19 protein-coding genes are annotated in these 13644 nt (G+C 67.9%); 13 read left to right on the top strand and 6 right to left on the bottom strand.

Translation table 11 applies throughout. The annotated features are described in order from the left end of the window. The first annotated feature begins 215 nt into the window (after nucleotides 1-215). Both SGR02S_RS16725 and SGR02S_RS16720 read left to right on the top strand, forming a co-directional pair. On the top strand, nucleotides 216-950 hold the full coding sequence (locus SGR02S_RS16725; RefSeq protein ID WP_067112522.1) for a Crp/Fnr family transcriptional regulator: 735 nt from the start codon (nucleotides 216-218) through the stop codon (nucleotides 948-950). Nucleotides 951-1066: 116 nt separating this feature from the next. Next, nucleotides 1067-1249, top strand: a complete 183-nt coding sequence (locus tag SGR02S_RS16720; RefSeq protein WP_067112520.1) for a CsbD family protein — start codon at nucleotides 1067-1069, stop codon at nucleotides 1247-1249. A 169-nt stretch (nucleotides 1250-1418) separates the two neighbouring features. Here the strand turns inward: SGR02S_RS16720 and SGR02S_RS16715 are convergent, their stop codons facing one another. From SGR02S_RS16715 to SGR02S_RS16700, 4 genes are all read right to left on the bottom strand, one after another. Then, nucleotides 1419-2165 (bottom strand): hypothetical protein, encoded by a 747-nt coding sequence (locus tag SGR02S_RS16715; RefSeq protein ID WP_067112517.1) that lies wholly within the window; start codon nucleotides 2163-2165, stop codon nucleotides 1419-1421. A gap of 144 nt (nucleotides 2166-2309) precedes the next feature. Continuing rightward, a complete protein-coding gene (locus SGR02S_RS16710; protein WP_067112514.1) occupies nucleotides 2310-2747 on the bottom strand; it encodes a DUF1330 domain-containing protein in 438 nt (145 codons plus the stop codon). Continuing rightward, nucleotides 2744-3295: a GNAT family N-acetyltransferase gene (locus SGR02S_RS16705; protein ID WP_067112511.1), complete on the bottom strand. Its 552-nt coding sequence runs from the start codon at nucleotides 3293-3295 to the stop codon at nucleotides 2744-2746. The genes SGR02S_RS16710 and SGR02S_RS16705 overlap by 4 nt, the downstream gene beginning before the upstream one ends. 436 nt (nucleotides 3296-3731) lie before the next feature. Further along, complete coding sequence (locus SGR02S_RS16700; RefSeq protein WP_337180464.1) at nucleotides 3732-4136, bottom strand: glycine zipper 2TM domain-containing protein; 405 nt, start codon at nucleotides 4134-4136, stop codon at nucleotides 3732-3734. 216 nt (nucleotides 4137-4352) lie between these two features. Here SGR02S_RS16700 and SGR02S_RS16695 point away from each other — a divergent pair, with 216 nt between their 5' ends. Both SGR02S_RS16695 and rarD read left to right on the top strand, forming a co-directional pair. Then, nucleotides 4353-4574 carry a hypothetical protein gene (locus tag SGR02S_RS16695; RefSeq protein WP_067112507.1) on the top strand — a complete coding sequence of 74 codons (222 nt, stop codon included), beginning with the start codon at nucleotides 4353-4355 and terminating at the stop codon, nucleotides 4572-4574. 25 nt (nucleotides 4575-4599) lie between these two features. After that, nucleotides 4600-5517, top strand: a complete 918-nt coding sequence (gene rarD, locus SGR02S_RS16690; protein WP_067112504.1) for an EamA family transporter RarD — start codon at nucleotides 4600-4602, stop codon at nucleotides 5515-5517. Nucleotides 5518-5533: 16 nt separating this feature from the next. Here rarD and pyrC read toward each other — a convergent pair whose 3' ends face one another. Next, entirely contained in the window at nucleotides 5534-6556 is a 1023-nt protein-coding gene (gene pyrC, locus SGR02S_RS16685) for a dihydroorotase (RefSeq protein ID WP_067112502.1), read from the bottom strand. Between the two features lie 68 nt (nucleotides 6557-6624). Between pyrC and ygfZ the strand changes: the two genes are divergently transcribed. The 4 genes from ygfZ (at nucleotide 6625) to SGR02S_RS16665 (ending at nucleotide 9420) form a co-directional block, all read left to right on the top strand. Continuing rightward, nucleotides 6625-7359, top strand: coding sequence for a CAF17-like 4Fe-4S cluster assembly/insertion protein YgfZ (ygfZ, locus tag SGR02S_RS16680; protein ID WP_067112499.1), 735 nt, complete (start codon nucleotides 6625-6627; stop codon nucleotides 7357-7359). 31 nt (nucleotides 7360-7390) lie between these two features. Beyond that, nucleotides 7391-8014, top strand: a complete 624-nt coding sequence (locus SGR02S_RS16675) for a hypothetical protein (RefSeq protein WP_067112496.1) — start codon at nucleotides 7391-7393, stop codon at nucleotides 8012-8014. A 46-nt stretch (nucleotides 8015-8060) separates the two neighbouring features. After that, the gene (locus SGR02S_RS16670; RefSeq protein WP_067112493.1) at nucleotides 8061-8627 is read left to right on the top strand and encodes a retropepsin-like aspartic protease family protein; all 567 of its coding nucleotides are present in this window, start codon (nucleotides 8061-8063) and stop codon (nucleotides 8625-8627) included. A 115-nt stretch (nucleotides 8628-8742) separates the two neighbouring features. Then, nucleotides 8743-9420: an MBL fold metallo-hydrolase gene (locus SGR02S_RS16665; RefSeq protein WP_067112490.1), complete on the top strand. Its 678-nt coding sequence runs from the start codon at nucleotides 8743-8745 to the stop codon at nucleotides 9418-9420. 292 nt (nucleotides 9421-9712) lie between these two features. Here the strand turns inward: SGR02S_RS16665 and SGR02S_RS16660 are convergent, their stop codons facing one another. Then, nucleotides 9713-10150 carry an MAPEG family protein gene (locus tag SGR02S_RS16660; protein ID WP_174521672.1) on the bottom strand — a complete coding sequence of 146 codons (438 nt, stop codon included), beginning with the start codon at nucleotides 10148-10150 and terminating at the stop codon, nucleotides 9713-9715. A gap of 318 nt (nucleotides 10151-10468) precedes the next feature. Between SGR02S_RS16660 and rpmF the strand changes: the two genes are divergently transcribed. From rpmF to SGR02S_RS16635, 5 genes are all read left to right on the top strand, one after another. Continuing rightward, nucleotides 10469-10648, top strand: a complete 180-nt coding sequence (rpmF, locus tag SGR02S_RS16655; RefSeq protein WP_056348227.1) for a 50S ribosomal protein L32 — start codon at nucleotides 10469-10471, stop codon at nucleotides 10646-10648. A 22-nt stretch (nucleotides 10649-10670) separates the two neighbouring features. Next, a complete protein-coding gene (gene plsX, locus SGR02S_RS16650) occupies nucleotides 10671-11705 on the top strand; it encodes a phosphate acyltransferase PlsX (protein WP_067112487.1) in 1035 nt (344 codons plus the stop codon). Beyond that, complete coding sequence (locus SGR02S_RS16645; protein WP_067112483.1) at nucleotides 11702-12667, top strand: beta-ketoacyl-ACP synthase III; 966 nt, start codon at nucleotides 11702-11704, stop codon at nucleotides 12665-12667. Before plsX ends, SGR02S_RS16645 begins: the two co-directional genes overlap by 4 nt. A 161-nt stretch (nucleotides 12668-12828) precedes the next feature. Then, a complete protein-coding gene (locus SGR02S_RS16640) occupies nucleotides 12829-13122 on the top strand; it encodes an integration host factor subunit alpha (protein WP_067112480.1) in 294 nt (97 codons plus the stop codon). A 59-nt stretch (nucleotides 13123-13181) separates the two neighbouring features. Next, on the top strand, nucleotides 13182-13520 hold the full coding sequence (locus SGR02S_RS16635) for a MerR family transcriptional regulator (protein WP_067112525.1): 339 nt from the start codon (nucleotides 13182-13184) through the stop codon (nucleotides 13518-13520). The last annotated feature ends 124 nt before the right edge of the window (nucleotides 13521-13644 follow it).

Raw genomic sequence — 13644 nt, 5'->3', positions numbered from 1 at the left:
ATAAGGGGCGTTGCAGGTTTATTGTACGCCGCTCTAGTATGGTGGAATCAAAGTTTTTGTCCTCATCGTCACCCCGGGCTTGACCCGGGGTCCCGCTTTTCCTCCGTCCGCGCGCGAAAGGAAGCGGGATTCCGGGCCAAGCCCGGGGTGACGGAATCGATGTGGCGAACTTCAGATTCAGGTAACTAGAACGACGGGCGGGAGGCCGGTTGGATATGGCGAGGGGGCAGGCGAAGCAGGGCGAGCACCGCTGGAGCCGCGAGGAGCGGCTGGAGATGCTGCGGTCCTGTCAGCTTTTCGCCGCCTGGCCCGCGGCGCGGCTCGCCGATCTCGCGGCGATCGCGCGGGCCGGACATTATCCGCGCGGCACCGAAATCTATCCGCGCGATCCCCGGCGGCGCGAGGCTTTCGTCATCGTCTCGGGCGGAATCGAGATCAGTCGCGTGTCGGCGGCGGGCAAAAAATTCGTGCTCGGCCTCGCCGGTCCGCGCGACGTGGTCGGCCTCGTGCGCCTGCTCGACCGCCAGCCCATCCATTTCGCCTATCGCGCGCATGCCGACAGCATCCTGCTCCACCTGCCCGCCGACGCGTTGATCGCGATCCTCGATGCGGAACCGGCGCTGTGGCGCGACATCGCGCTGTTCATGTGCGCGCGCCAGGGCGACAGCCTGCGGTTGCTCAACGACCAGCAGCTCGGCTCGCTCGAGCAGCGGATGGCGGCGACGCTCGTCGGGCTCGCGCGCATCCATGGCATCGCGGGCGAGGATGGCACCGAACTCGGCCTCCGCCTGCCGCAGGAACAGCTCGGCGCGATGCTGGGCGTGACGCGCCAGAGCGTCAACCGGCTGCTGCGTGGCTTCGAGGAGGCGGGGCTGATCGCGACCGATTACAATCGCATCACGATCCGCGATCCGCTGGCGCTCGACGGGATCGCCGCGGCGGGGGATTGATCCACCCGGGCTGCCTCGCGGACCGCGCGTTTTACCGCGCCCGTGGAACATGGGCCCGGTCGGTGCGTTGATCGGGCATGAGGCGATGCGGCCTCGATCAACAAGGAGATTCCCCCGTGGGTGAAATGAAAGACAAGGCCAAGGGCCTCGCGAACGAAGCGATCGGCAATGCGAAGCAGGCGGTCGGCAAGGCGACCGACAACGAGCGCCTGCGCGCCGAGGGCGAGCTTCAGGAACGCAAGGGCGAAGCGCAGAATCTCAGCGGCAAGGTGAAGGGCGCGCTCGGCGACAAGGTCTGACGATAGCCTTCACCGCACATGGAAAATGCCCCGGAGCTCCCCTCTCTCCGGGGCATTTTCATTTCTTGCCTGACAATCGCGCTCCATGGCCTGTGGAGATGCGGATCGAAAGAGGAGCCCCGCCTGCGGAAGGCCGGACCCCACCGGTCTTGATACCGAAATTCGCCCGCTATTTTCCGCCCGACGCCACCAGGTCGACGTCGGTCACCCCGCCGTCGCGGCGCGCGAAGACGACATAGGCGAGGTCGCCGCGTGTGCCGCCCAGCATATGCTCGTTGCCGTTGATCCGATGGTCGCTGGTATAGCCGGCACGGATCGCCATCGTGTGATAATAGTCGAGAACGCCCTGCAGCGAGGCGGCGGTCTGGAAATTGACGACGCGGATGTTGCACTGGCCGCCGGCGACTCCGGCCGCCTCGCGCAGCGTCGCGCGCGGATAGACGGGGAAGGCGGCGGGCAGGCGGTCGGCCCACTGGTTGCCATAGGTCAGCTTCGCATCGCAGCTTCCCTTCGCCTGCTCGCGGGCGAGCGCGCCGATGGTGACGGGCCGCTTCGCCTCGCACCCGTCGCAATTCGCCTCGAACGGCAGCGCCTTGGGCGCGGCGAGCAATTTGCCCGCCTTCATCGCCGCCGCGGCTTCGGCCGCGGTCGCCGCCTTGCCGGCGCCGATGCCGGGAACGCCGCCGTCGACCGGCCGGTTGCCCGGCCCGACCGCGTTGCGGTTCGCTTGGCCGGTCAGCTTCGGATCGACCATGATCTTGTCTTCGAGCGCGCCCTTCACCTTTGGGTCGGTGTTGGTCAGCCCGTCGTCGAGCGGCTTCAACTCCGCCTTGGCGGCGGGATTGTCCCGGCAGCCGGCGAGCCCCGCCGTCGCCACCAGCAAGCCGGCAACCAGCCATTTTCCCCGCACGATCATTGCTAACACTCCCTTAATCTCTTGGCCTTGGGCTTGCCGGAAGCTGGTTAAGAAGATGTGAGGAAAAAGCGTTAACAGGCAAGGATTTGTTAGCCGAAAACTGTGCCGGAGCGAGACGCTATTCCGTCGGCCGCACCGCGCGCCCTATGCGAAACCCTTCGTTTCCGCCGTTCCCGGCGCGCAGCGGATCAGCCGCGAGGTCTCGACCGCCGCCTGCCGGTGAACCACCGCCTCGCGATAGACGGGGTCGGTCACCATCGCCATGAAGGCGCCGCTGTCCGGATATTGCGCGACGAACACCGCATCCCATCTTTCATCCGCCGGGCCGATCACCATCGCCTCCATCGTGCCGCGCCAGACGACCCGGCCGCCGAGCCGTTCGAACACCGGGCCGCTGTCCCGCCCGTAATGGGCATAGGCCTCCGCGCCGCTCAGCCCCTTGCCCGCGAGCGGGTGTTCGGCCGGGTAGGCGGCCTCGGCCCGGAAGCGCACGAGGTTCAGCATATGGATCGGCGTATCGCGCGGCAGCGCCTTGAAGGCGTCGAACTGCGCGCGTTCGGGGTCGACATGGCGATCGGTCATGGACGGAATTCCTTGCGTTTGGCCCGCCATGCCTCCGCGCTTTGCGTCCAGGCGTCGACGGGGGCGTGCTCAAAGGGCGGGGGCAGGCGGGTCGGGCCCGCATTGGTGGCGCCCAGCCGCCGCGCCAGTGCCTGCGAGCGGCCGTTCGCGGGGTCGATGCTGTGCATCAGTTCGGGCCATTTCAGAAATTCGACCGCGAAATCGCATGCCGCGACCGCGCCCTCGAAGGCATAGCCCTTGCCGGCGAAGCGGGCGCGCACGCCATAGCCGATCTCGGGCGCCGGCCATCCGTCGGGCTCCCAGGGCCCCAGCCGCCCGACCCATTCGCCCGTTGCGCGCTCGATCACCGAGAACATCGAAAAACCCCGGATATGCCACGCGCCCGCGAGCGTGCACCAATGCCGCCATGCGGACGAACGCGGACAGGTGCCGCCGATGAAGCGCATCGTCTCCTCTTCGGCGCACATGGCGGCGAAAGCGTCGAAATCCTCGGTGGCCGGCGGGCGCAGGATCAGCCGTTCGGTGACGAGGAGCGGGCCGTTGAGCATGGCGATCCTTTCCGAAGGGCGTTTCGGCAAGCGCCGGGGCGACCGGTTGTGCGACAAGGCGGGGCGAGGGGCAAGCCCGCTGATGCCCTTCCTTCCTTTCTTCTTTCCCTCCTTATGCTGAACGCGTTTCAGCATCCATGGCCCCACCGTCTTCTTCGACGCCGCACCATGAACAGCGCAGACCATGGATCCCGAAACAAGTTGGCAACCCTCTCTTTTTCAACAGCTAACCGTTCCCCGGCGAAAGCCGGGGTCCAGATGGCATGAGCTGCCGCCCCGCGTGGACCCCGGCTTTCGCCGGGGAACAGGGCCTCGCTTGCCCGAACGACAATGGCCCCAATGAACGAGGGCGCCGACCGCCAGGCCGACGCCCTCTTCCATGCGGGGAGCGGATGGAGGGGTCTCGGACCCGCCCCCCGCATTGGAATCCGCTGGATCAGCGGCAGCGATACTTGTCGCGGTCGATCTCGCGACCGAGCAGCGCGCCGCCCGCCGCGCCGAGCACCGTGCCCAGCAGCTTGTCGCCGCCGCCGGCAATCTCATGCCCGGCGAGGCCGCCGACCGCACCGCCGATCAACAGGCCGGTCGTGCCATTGTCCTTCTTGCAGCGATAGCGCCCGTCACTGTCGCGCCAGATGCGGGTGTTCGAATTGATCCGCTCGTCGCGCGAGGCATAATTGCGGCGGTGCTTGCGCTTCTTGTAATAATCGGCCGAAGCCTCCGCCTTGTGATAGCCCGGAGCGGCAACCGCGCTCGACAGGCCGGCGTAGGCCGGGGCGCTGCCGACGACGCTTGCCGCGACGAAAGCGCCAATCAGGCCTTTGGTAAAATTCTGCATCATGAATCCTTTCCTGGTCTGGCGCCCTGACCGCCGCACGGACGGCGAACGCTTCGATGGGGAGAACGAGCCTTGTCTGGACTGCGTTGCATGAACCCTGCGCAACAAGACGAAGCGAGTATTTCGATAGATGAACCGAGACAATTCTCGCATCGCGGCTATCGCCGTGCGACCGCCGAAGAGGCTTGAAGGGCGCAGGCGACCGTGCGACATAGAGCCATGCTCAACCTCCTTTCGCTTGTCATCGGCGTTTTCGCGCTGGTCCTGGCCATCCCGGCTTTCATCCCGCTGCTCGGCTGGGCGAACTGGGTGATCGTGCCGATCGCCATCGTCGGGCTGGCGCTGGGCGCGATGTCGGGACGGACGAGCGGCCGCAACCTCAATATCGTCGTGATCGTCGTAGGCGTGGTACGCCTGATGCTCGGCGGCGGCATCCTCTGACCAGCCGGCCGGGCGAACCCGTGCGATGAACCGAGCCACTGCCGCGCAGGGGAGCGATCAGGGCGGGCTGCCCTACGCACTCGCCGCCTATGGCATCTGGGGCTTCGTCCCGATCTTCTTCAAGCTGCTGGTCAGCGTGCCGCCGGTCGAGGTGCTGGCGCAGCGCATCCTCTGGTCGCTGCCGCTCTGCTTCGCGATCATGGTCTTCCGCCGTCAGATCGGCGCCTATCTGGCGGCGCTCAGGGATTGGCGGACGCTGCGCATCCTGCTCGTGAGTTCGATCCTGATCGCGCTCAACTGGCTCGTCTACATCTATGCGATCGTGACGGACCATGTGCTGGCGACCAGCCTCGGCTATTATCTCAACCCGCTGGTCAATGTGATGCTGGGAATGATCTTCCTCGGCGAGCGGCTCTCGCGGCTCCAGATGGTGGCGGTCGCGATCGCCGCGCTCGGGGTTGCGCTACTGCTCGGCGGTGCGCTCGAAACGCTGTGGATCAGCCTGACGCTCGCCTTCAGCTTCGGCTTCTATGGCCTGTTGCGCAAGGTGGCGCCGGTCGGATCGCTGCCGGGTCTGGCGATCGAGACGACGCTGCTGTTCGTGCCCGCGCTCGTCGTCGCCGTCTATTATGTCGCGGCCGGCGACGGGGTGGGATTCGGCTCCGACCGCGAGATCACGCTGTTGCTGGTGTCGGCAGGCGCGATCACCGCGATCCCGCTGCTGTTCTTCGCGACCGCGGCGCGGCGAATGAGCTTCGCCGTGCTCGGCTTCTGCCAGTATCTCGCGCCGAGCATCGTCTTCCTGCTCGGCCTCTTCCTATTCGACGAACCGCTGAAACCGGCGCAGCTTGTCTGCTTCCTGCTGATCTGGATCAGCATCGCGCTGTTCAGCTTCGATATCTGGGCGAAATCGCGCGGGGCGCGGGTCGCGCCGACGCCCTGACTGGCGGGAACGGACCCTACGCCAGCCGCCAGCCCAATGTTTCGCCGGCGTGGAAGGGCACGACCTCGCCGATGCGGTCGGGGACCGTCACCGCGCCGCGTTCGAGCGTCACCGTGCCTTCGTTGAGCGGCAGGCCATAGAAGCGCGGCCCGTGCTCGCTCGCGAAGCCTTCGAGCTTGTCGAGCGCCCCGTCCTCGTCGAACGCGGTCGCATAGCTTTCGAGCGCGAAGGGCGCGTTGAAGATGCCCGCGCAGCCGCAGGCGGCTTCCTTGGTATGCATCGCGTGCGGCGCACTGTCGGTGCCCAGGAAGAATTTGGGGGAACCCGAGGTTGCCGCCGCGCGCACCGCCAGACGGTGATGCTCGCGCTTGGCGACCGGCAGGCAATAGGCGTGCGGGCGGATGCCGCCGACGAGCATCGCGTTGCGGTTGATGTGGAGATGCTGCGGGGTGATCGTCGCGGCGACGGTAGCGGGGGCGTCGGCGACGAACTGCGCGGCCTCGGCCGTCGTGATATGCTCGAAGACGATCCTGAGCGCCGGAAAACGCGTGACCAGCGGCGCGAGCGTGCGGTCGATGAACACCGCCTCGCGGTCGAAGATGTCGACGTCCGCGTCGGTGACCTCGCCGTGGATCAGCAGCGGCATGCCGATCGCCTGCATCGTCTCGAGCACCGGCATGATGTTGGCGATGTCGGTGACGCCGTGCGCACTGCCGGTGGTCGCGTGCGCCGGATAGAGCTTTGCGGCAGTGAACACGCCCTCGGCATGGCCGCGCGCCATTTCGCCGGGATCGGTGCGGTCGGTGAGATAGGCGACGATCAGCGGCGTGAAATCGAGCCCGGCGGGCACCGCGGCGCGGATGCGCTCGCGATAGGCGACGCCTTCGGCGACTGTCGTCACCGGCGGCGACAGGTTGGGCATGACGATCGCGCGCGCGAACTGGCGCGCGGTCCACGGCGCGACATGCGCCAGCATCGCGCCGTCGCGCAGATGAACGTGCCAGTCGTCGGGTCGGCGAAGAATCAGGCGGTCGGTCATGCTGGACTCCCCCCTCCCGGTCAGGGGAAGGGCTTTAAGTTCGTTCCCGGGCTCCCTATTGTCCCTCCATGGCCAACACAACCCTCGACGATCGTGCCCTCGTCCGCCTGTTGGGCGAGGATGTCCGCGGCTTCCTGCAGGGACTCGTCACCAATGACGTGTCGGGCAACCTGCCGGTCTGGGCGGCGCTGCTGACGCCGCAGGGCAAGGTGCTGTTCGATTTCCTGATCTGGGGCGACCGCGACGACATCCTCATCGACTGCGAGCGCGCAGCAAGCGAGGCGCTGGTCAAGCGGCTGACCCTCTACCGCCTGCGCCGCGCGATCACCATCGCGCCCGAGCCCGGCCTGTCCGTGCACTGGGCGCCTTACGGCGACCTCGGCGAGCCCGATCCGCGCCTTCCCGACCTCGGCCAGCGCTGGCTCGGCCCGGCCGATGAAGGCGAAGGGGAGGGCGCCGACGCGGCGTGGCACGCGCACCGCCTGTCGCTCGGCGTCACCGAGGGGCGGACCGAGCTGGGCGACGGCACGACGCTGTGGCTCGAATGCAATGCCGCGGAACTGCACGGCGTCAGCTTCACCAAGGGCTGCTATGTCGGGCAGGAGAATACCGCGCGGATGAACTGGCGGCAGAAGGTCAACCGGCGGCTGGTCGTCGCGCCGATCGCCGACGCCGATGCCAGGCGGCAGGTGGTCGCCTATCCCGAACTCGGCTGGTCGGTCGAGCATCGCCGCGTCGAGGCGATCGACGCTGCAAAGGCGCCCGCATGGATGCGCGAGGCGCTGACGTCGGACGGTTCATGACGCGTGCAGCCCGTGGCGCTATGATGGCGGCATGCGCGCGATCCTGACTCTTTGCCTGTTGGCGGCCGCGACGCCCGCCGCGGCGCAGAGCCGCTGCGCGCCGCCTGTCCCGGCCGCCGAGCCGCGCGCGGCGGCGCCGCTCGTCCCCGGCTATGAGGACGACGCGCCGCGGACTCCGACGCCGCTTTCGGACCTTGCCGGCGATTCGCCGTGGCTGCCGCGTTTCGAGGCGGCGGCCGACGCGTTGCTGGCGGCGTTGCGCTCGGGCGATGTCGCGCGCTGGCAACCCCTGCTCGGCGGGCCATGGCTGGGCGCGGCTGATGCCCGCGCGGTGGAAGCGCTGCTGGCCGACCCATGCGGCGCCTTCGCGCCGCTGTTCGCGGGCGAGACACCGCCGACGCGCCGCATTCTGGGATGGAGCGTCCCTGCCTCCTATTCCGCCACCGAGCGCGCCGAGATCGCGGCGCGGCCCGAGGCCGAGGCGCTCGTCTGCTGGAGCGCCCGCGCCCCGGCCGAAGCCGTCTGGCCGCGCACCGCGGCCGAAGCCGACAATGCGCCCGGCCGCCCCTATGGCTGCGTGCGCATCGCTTATTCGCTGCGCGAGGGATCGCCGCAATGGCGCGCCTTCATCGAAACGCCGCCCACCGGATTCTGACCGCGGCTTAACGATTCCCCAACCCCGACCTGCGACAATCGCTGCCATGTTGGGGCGTATGCTGGGTCTGGTCGCGGTGGTCGCGGCGGTGTCGGTCGGGATGGCGGGAATCGCCAGCCGGACGGCGTCGATCGGCAATGCCGGAGTCGCCGCCGATGCGGACAATGACGACGCGAACGGCAACTGGACCACCGCGAAGCGTCGTCATGGCTGGTCGTCGGCACCCGCCGCTGCCGCGCGCGGCGGGTCGGGGGAGGTGCGGATCGGCCGCGCGGGCGATTCGCATTTCTATGCCGACGCCGATGTCGACGGCGCGAATATCCGCATGATGGTTGACAGCGGCGCCTCGATCGTCGCGCTGACGCGCCGCGATGCGGAGGCGATCGGGATCGACGTCGATCGCCTGCCGGTCGCGGGCATGGCGAACACCGCGGGCGGCGCGGTGCCGATGCGCCCGGTGATGCTCGACAGCGTCGAGGTGGACGGGATCGAGGTTCGCGGTGTCCAGGCGGCGGTGGTCGATGCCGACATGGGCGTGTCGCTGCTCGGCCAGAGCTTCCTGTCGCGGCTCGACGCGGTGAATATCGAAGGCGACACGATGACGCTGCGCTGATTCCGGTACCATCGGAAAGTGCGCCTGTCCCTCCCGCAAGCGGGAGGGGAGGAGGGCGCGACTACAGGTCCCTCCGCCCTTGCCAACCCCGCCGCATTTCCCCACATCGAAGCGCATGAACGCTCCCAATCCCCCGCTCAAGGCCGCGATTGTCCCGGTCACCGCCTTTCAGCAGAACTGCACCCTGCTCTGGTGCACCGAAACCAACAAGGCGGCGCTGGTCGATCCCGGCGGCGATCTGCCGAAGCTGCGCGAGGCGATCCGCCAGACGGGGGTGGAGGTCGAGAAGATCCTCGTCACCCACGGCCACATGGACCATTGCGGTCAGGCGGGCGTGCTGGCGAAGGAACTCGGCGTCCCGGTCGAAGGGCCGCACGAGGACGACCGCTTCTGGATCGAGCGGCTGGGCGAGGACGGCGCGCGCTACGGCATGGCGGGCGAGGTGTTCGAGCCCGACCGCTGGCTGAAGGACGGGGACACGGTGACGGTGGGTAACCTCGTCATCGACGTCATCCATTGTCCCGGCCACACCCCGGGCCACGTCGTCTTCCATCATCGCCCGTCGAAGCTCGCGATCGTCGGCGACGTGCTGTTCCAGGGATCGATCGGCCGCACCGATTTCCCGCGCGGCGATCACCAGCAACTGCTCGATTCGATCACGCAGAAGCTGTGGCCGCTCGGCGATGACACCATCTTCCTGCCCGGCCACGGACCGCACAGCAGCTTTGCGCAGGAACGGCGCACCAATCCCTATGTCGGCGACATGGCGATGGGCGCGCACCAGGGGGCCTAGAGCATCAAGCCTTAAATCTGACCCATCGTCCCGTTCGTGTCGAGCGAAGTCGAGACACGCATCGGCCTTGCGCCGCGCTGATGGGTGTCTCGACTTCGCTCGACACGAACGGATAAGGGGCGTTGCGGGTTCATGGCACGCCGCTCCAGGTCGCCCGACTCATCGGTCCGCTCCCGTCATTGCGAGCGGAGCGAAGCAATCGAGGGCGGGCTACGCCCACTCTGGATTGCCGCGCGGCTTCGCCGCTCGCAATGACGAGTCCTTCCTGGTCCCGCCGGGCCCGGTTCAACCGCTATTCCGATTCCACCGCCACCGTCTCGGTCAGGGTCGAGCTGATGCTGGTCGGGGTCAGATAGACGGTGAGCAGCGCCGCGACCGCGAGGCCGAGCTGGATCAGCATGGTGACGGTGATGCCGGCGCCGCGCGCCCAGCCCAGCCCGTCCATGCCGATCGCGTGCAGGATGCGCGCGACCAGATAGAGGGCGCCGACCGCCCACAGCCAGATCGACGAGCCGGCGCCCAGCTCGACGAGCGCGAGCAGGATCAGCACGAAAGGCGTGTTCTCGACATAGTTGCTGTGCGCGCGCATGCGGCGGATCAGCCGTTCGTCGCCGCCGTCGCCGATCGAGACCTTCGCCTCGCCGCGCACGCGGCCGACGCGCATCGCGATCCAGATGTTGAGCAGTGCGGCGCCCGCCGCGATCGTCAGGCTGATCGGCAATATGATCATGTCGCTTCCCCCGTCTGTGGCCCGGCTCTTTCCTGCTGTCCGGCGCCGCAAGGGTGTGGCATCGTCGCGGACAATCGGCAAGCGTCGTCCCGTTCGCGCTCGGGGCTTGCCTTTGCGGGCAAAAACGCTATAGCCGCGCCCGATCCGGCACCCGACACCATCAGGCGTTGAGGCACCTTCCGGCGGAAGATTTTCCCGCGATTCATGGCGGGGCAGCCTTCGGCACGGCGGGCGGGCCAGTCGTTTTCCATCCTTGGCGGTGGGCGACAAGTCCGGGTTCGCCGATTCGGTTAAACAGTTAAGAATGCAGGATATATCATGGCCGTCCCCAAGCGAAAAACCTCGCCCTCGAAGCGCGGCATGCGTCGCAGCCACGACAGCCTGAAGGTCGAAGCCTATCAGGAATGCCCGAACTGCGGCGAGCTCAAGCGCCCGCATAACCTGTGCAACGCCTGCGGCCACTACAATGGCCGTGAAGTGGTGTCGGTCGGCGCCTGATCATTAATCGGAGGCCGCTTCCATGAGCCTGACACCGCGAATCGCAATCGATGCGATGGGCGGTGATGTCGGCGTGCGCGTGATGTGCGCCGGCGCGGCCATGGCGCGTCATCAGCACGACGGCCTCCGCTTTCTGCTCGTCGGCGACGAGACGCGGATCAAGACCGCGCTCGAAAACCATCCGAACCTGCGCGCGGCGTCGGAGATCGTCCACACCGACAAGGTGGTGTCGGGCGAGGATCGGCCGAGCCAGGCGCTGCGCAACGGCCGCGGCAGCTCGATGGGGCTCGCGATCGACGCGGTGAAGCGCGGCGACGCCGGCGGCGCCGTGTCGGCGGGCAATACCGGCGCGCTGATGGCGATGGCGAAGCTCGCGCTGCGCACCATGCCGGGAATCGACCGGCCGGCACTCGCCGCGCTGCTGCCGACGCTCGGCGACAACGACGTGGTGATGCTCGACCTCGGCGCCAATACCGAGTGCGACGCGACCAACCTCGTCCAGTTCGCGGTGATGGGCGCCGCCTATGCGCGCACCGCGATGGGGCTCGAACGCCCGCGCGTTGCGCTGCTGAACATCGGCACCGAAGAACTCAAGGGCACCGACGAGATTCGCGACGCCGCCGCGATCCTGCGCGAAACGCAGGGCCTGCCGATGGAATTCGCCGGCTTCATCGAGGGCGACAAGCTGTCGCGCGGCCGGGTCGACGTGATCGTCCACGACGGCTTTTCGGGCAATATCGCGCTCAAGACGATCGAAGGGACGGCGCGCTTCGTCACCGACCTGCTGCGCCGTGCCTTCACCAGTTCGCTGCGCTCGAAGATCGGCTTCCTCATCTCGCGCCCCGCGACCGAACTGCTGCGCCACCATCTCGATCCCAACAACCACAATGGGGCGGTGTTCCTCGGCCTCAACGGCGTCGTGCTGAAAAGCCACGGCAGCGCCGATGCCAAGGGCGTCGCCAATGCGGTGCACCTGTGCGCCGAACTCATCGAAAAGGACATCACGCGTCAGGTGACGGACGATCTCGCCAATTTCCGCCGCGAGGACGCGGCGTGACGCGCCGTTCGATCCTGGTCGGCACCGGTTCGGCGCTGCCGCGCACGCGCGTCTCGAACGACGAACTCGCGAAGCGCGTCGATACCAGCGACGAATGGATCGTCGAGCGCACCGGCATCCGCTTTCGCCACATCGCCGAGGCCGACGAGACGACGGGAACGCTGGCGGCCGACGCGGCGCGGCACGCGCTCGCGGCGGCGGGACTGGTGCCCGCCGATATCGGCCTGATCATCGTCGCGACCGCGACACCCGACAATACCTTCCCGGCGACCGCGACCAAGGTGCAGGCGCTGATCGGCGCGCCCGACTGCATCGCCTTCGACGTCGCGGCGGTGTGTTCGGGCTTCCTCTACGCGCTCTCTGTCGCCGATTCGATGCTGCGTACCGGCGCCGCGAAGCATGCGCTCGTCATCGGCAGCGAGACCTTCAGCCGCATCCTCGACTGGGAAGATCGTGGAACCTGCGTCCTGTTCGGCGACGGCGCGGGCGCGGTGGTGCTGTCGGCGGAGGAGGTCGCGGACGATCGCGGCATCCTGGCGACCCGCCTGCATGCCGAGGGGCAATATGGCGACATGCTCTATGTCGACGGCGGCCCGTCGACGACGGGAACGGTCGGCCACGTCCGCATGCAGGGGCGCGAGGTGTTCCGCCATGCCGTCACCAACCTCGCTGCCGTGCTGGGCGAGGTGCTGGCGGACGTCGGCCTCTCGGCCGCCGACATCGACTGGGTTGTGCCGCATCAGGCGAACAAGCGTATCATCGACGCGACCGCGAAGAAGCTGGGGCTGCCTGCGGAGCGCGTCGTGCTCACCGTCGACCAGCACGCCAACACCTCGGCGGCGTCGGTGCCGCTGGCGCTCGACCTCGCGGTGCGCGACGGGCGCATCCGGCGCGGCGACCTCGTCGTGCTCGAGGCGATGGGCGGCGGCTTCACCTGGGGCGCGGCCGTCCTGCGGGTATGATCGCCGCGCATTGAGTCGGCCCCGCATGGCTCACCGCATCAACTCCTCGCTCCATCCTTTTCAGTTTGGCGGATTTCTTCGCTTTTGTTACACATGCGTGTGGGACTCGTGACGGTGGGGGCCTTCCCGAGCACCAGCTTTCAGGAGGGGAAGGGAAGAAGATGGTAGCAGGGACGCTCACGCGCGCGGACATCGCGGCGCGGATCAACCAGCAGATCGGCCTGTCGCGCAACGAATCGGCGGCGATCGTCGAATCGATTCTCGCGCATATGTCGGACGCGCTCGCCGCCGGCCAGAATGTGAAGATTTCGGGCTTCGGCACCTTCGTGCTGCGCGACAAGGCGCAGCGCATCGGCCGCAATCCCAAGACCGGCATCGAAGTGCCGATCCTGCCGCGCCGCGTGATGACCTTCCGCGCCAGCCAGGCGATGCGTGCCCGCGTCGCCGATAGCTGAACGGGGCGTCGGCCGTGGCGGAATCTGACGAGGCGGCGGGCGGCAAGGTGGCGGGCGCGATGCTCGCGATCGGCGAACTCGCCGACCGGATCGGGGTGCCGACCCATGTGCTGCGCTATTGGGAAACCCGCTTTCCGCAGTTGAAGCCGCTCCAGCGGTCGGGGCGCCGCCGCTATTATCGCCCGGCCGACATCGCGCTCGCCGAGCGCATCCACCATCTGCTGCACGTGCAGGGCTTCACGGTCGAAGGCGCGCGCAAGGCGTTGTCCGAATCCGATGGCGCCGCGCCGCCGGACGGGGACGCCGCCGAGCCGACGGCTGCGACGCCCGCGACGGGCCGGGTTCCAGTCGAAGCGCTGGTGGCGCTGCGCCAGCGCCTCGCGGCGGCGTTGCGCTAGAAACCGTCTTCGCCCCGCGAAGACTATTCGGTCGCGCAGCCTGTCTTTCCTTGTCACCCCGGACTCGATCGGCCCATATGTCCTTCAGGCAAGTAAGCGGCTGTTCCCCGGCGAAAGCCGGGGT

The organism is Sphingopyxis granuli NBRC 100800, assembly GCF_001591045.1.
GTDB lineage: Bacteria > Pseudomonadota > Alphaproteobacteria > Sphingomonadales > Sphingomonadaceae > Sphingopyxis > Sphingopyxis granuli.
This window is presented reverse-complemented; position numbering and strand designations above follow the sequence as displayed.

Excerpts from the sequence above, each read along its gene's own strand:
- SGR02S_RS16635 (WP_067112525.1), top strand. The coding sequence starts at position 13,182 with ATGCTCGCGATCGGCGAACTCGCCGACCGGATCGGGGTGCCGACCCAT.
- SGR02S_RS16710 (WP_067112514.1), bottom strand. The coding sequence starts at position 2,747 with ATGACCGATCGCCATGTCGACCCCGAACGCGCGCAGTTCGACGCCTTC.
- SGR02S_RS16640 (WP_067112480.1), top strand. The coding sequence starts at position 12,829 with ATGGTAGCAGGGACGCTCACGCGCGCGGACATCGCGGCGCGGATCAAC.
- SGR02S_RS16705 (WP_067112511.1), bottom strand. The coding sequence starts at position 3,295 with ATGCTCAACGGCCCGCTCCTCGTCACCGAACGGCTGATCCTGCGCCCG.
- plsX (WP_067112487.1), top strand. The coding sequence starts at position 10,671 with ATGAGCCTGACACCGCGAATCGCAATCGATGCGATGGGCGGTGATGTC.
- SGR02S_RS16675 (WP_067112496.1), top strand. The coding sequence starts at position 7,391 with ATGCGCGCGATCCTGACTCTTTGCCTGTTGGCGGCCGCGACGCCCGCC.
- rarD (WP_067112504.1), top strand. The coding sequence starts at position 4,600 with ATGAACCGAGCCACTGCCGCGCAGGGGAGCGATCAGGGCGGGCTGCCC.
- SGR02S_RS16725 (WP_067112522.1), top strand. The coding sequence starts at position 216 with ATGGCGAGGGGGCAGGCGAAGCAGGGCGAGCACCGCTGGAGCCGCGAG.
- SGR02S_RS16660 (WP_174521672.1), bottom strand. The coding sequence starts at position 10,150 with ATGATCATATTGCCGATCAGCCTGACGATCGCGGCGGGCGCCGCACTG.
- SGR02S_RS16670 (WP_067112493.1), top strand. The coding sequence starts at position 8,061 with ATGTTGGGGCGTATGCTGGGTCTGGTCGCGGTGGTCGCGGCGGTGTCG.
- pyrC (WP_067112502.1), bottom strand. The coding sequence starts at position 6,556 with ATGACCGACCGCCTGATTCTTCGCCGACCCGACGACTGGCACGTTCAT.
- ygfZ (WP_067112499.1), top strand. The coding sequence starts at position 6,625 with ATGGCCAACACAACCCTCGACGATCGTGCCCTCGTCCGCCTGTTGGGC.
- SGR02S_RS16715 (WP_067112517.1), bottom strand. The coding sequence starts at position 2,165 with ATGATCGTGCGGGGAAAATGGCTGGTTGCCGGCTTGCTGGTGGCGACG.
- SGR02S_RS16665 (WP_067112490.1), top strand. The coding sequence starts at position 8,743 with ATGAACGCTCCCAATCCCCCGCTCAAGGCCGCGATTGTCCCGGTCACC.
- rpmF (WP_056348227.1), top strand. The coding sequence starts at position 10,469 with ATGGCCGTCCCCAAGCGAAAAACCTCGCCCTCGAAGCGCGGCATGCGT.
- SGR02S_RS16700 (WP_337180464.1), bottom strand. The coding sequence starts at position 4,136 with ATGATGCAGAATTTTACCAAAGGCCTGATTGGCGCTTTCGTCGCGGCA.
- SGR02S_RS16695 (WP_067112507.1), top strand. The coding sequence starts at position 4,353 with ATGCTCAACCTCCTTTCGCTTGTCATCGGCGTTTTCGCGCTGGTCCTG.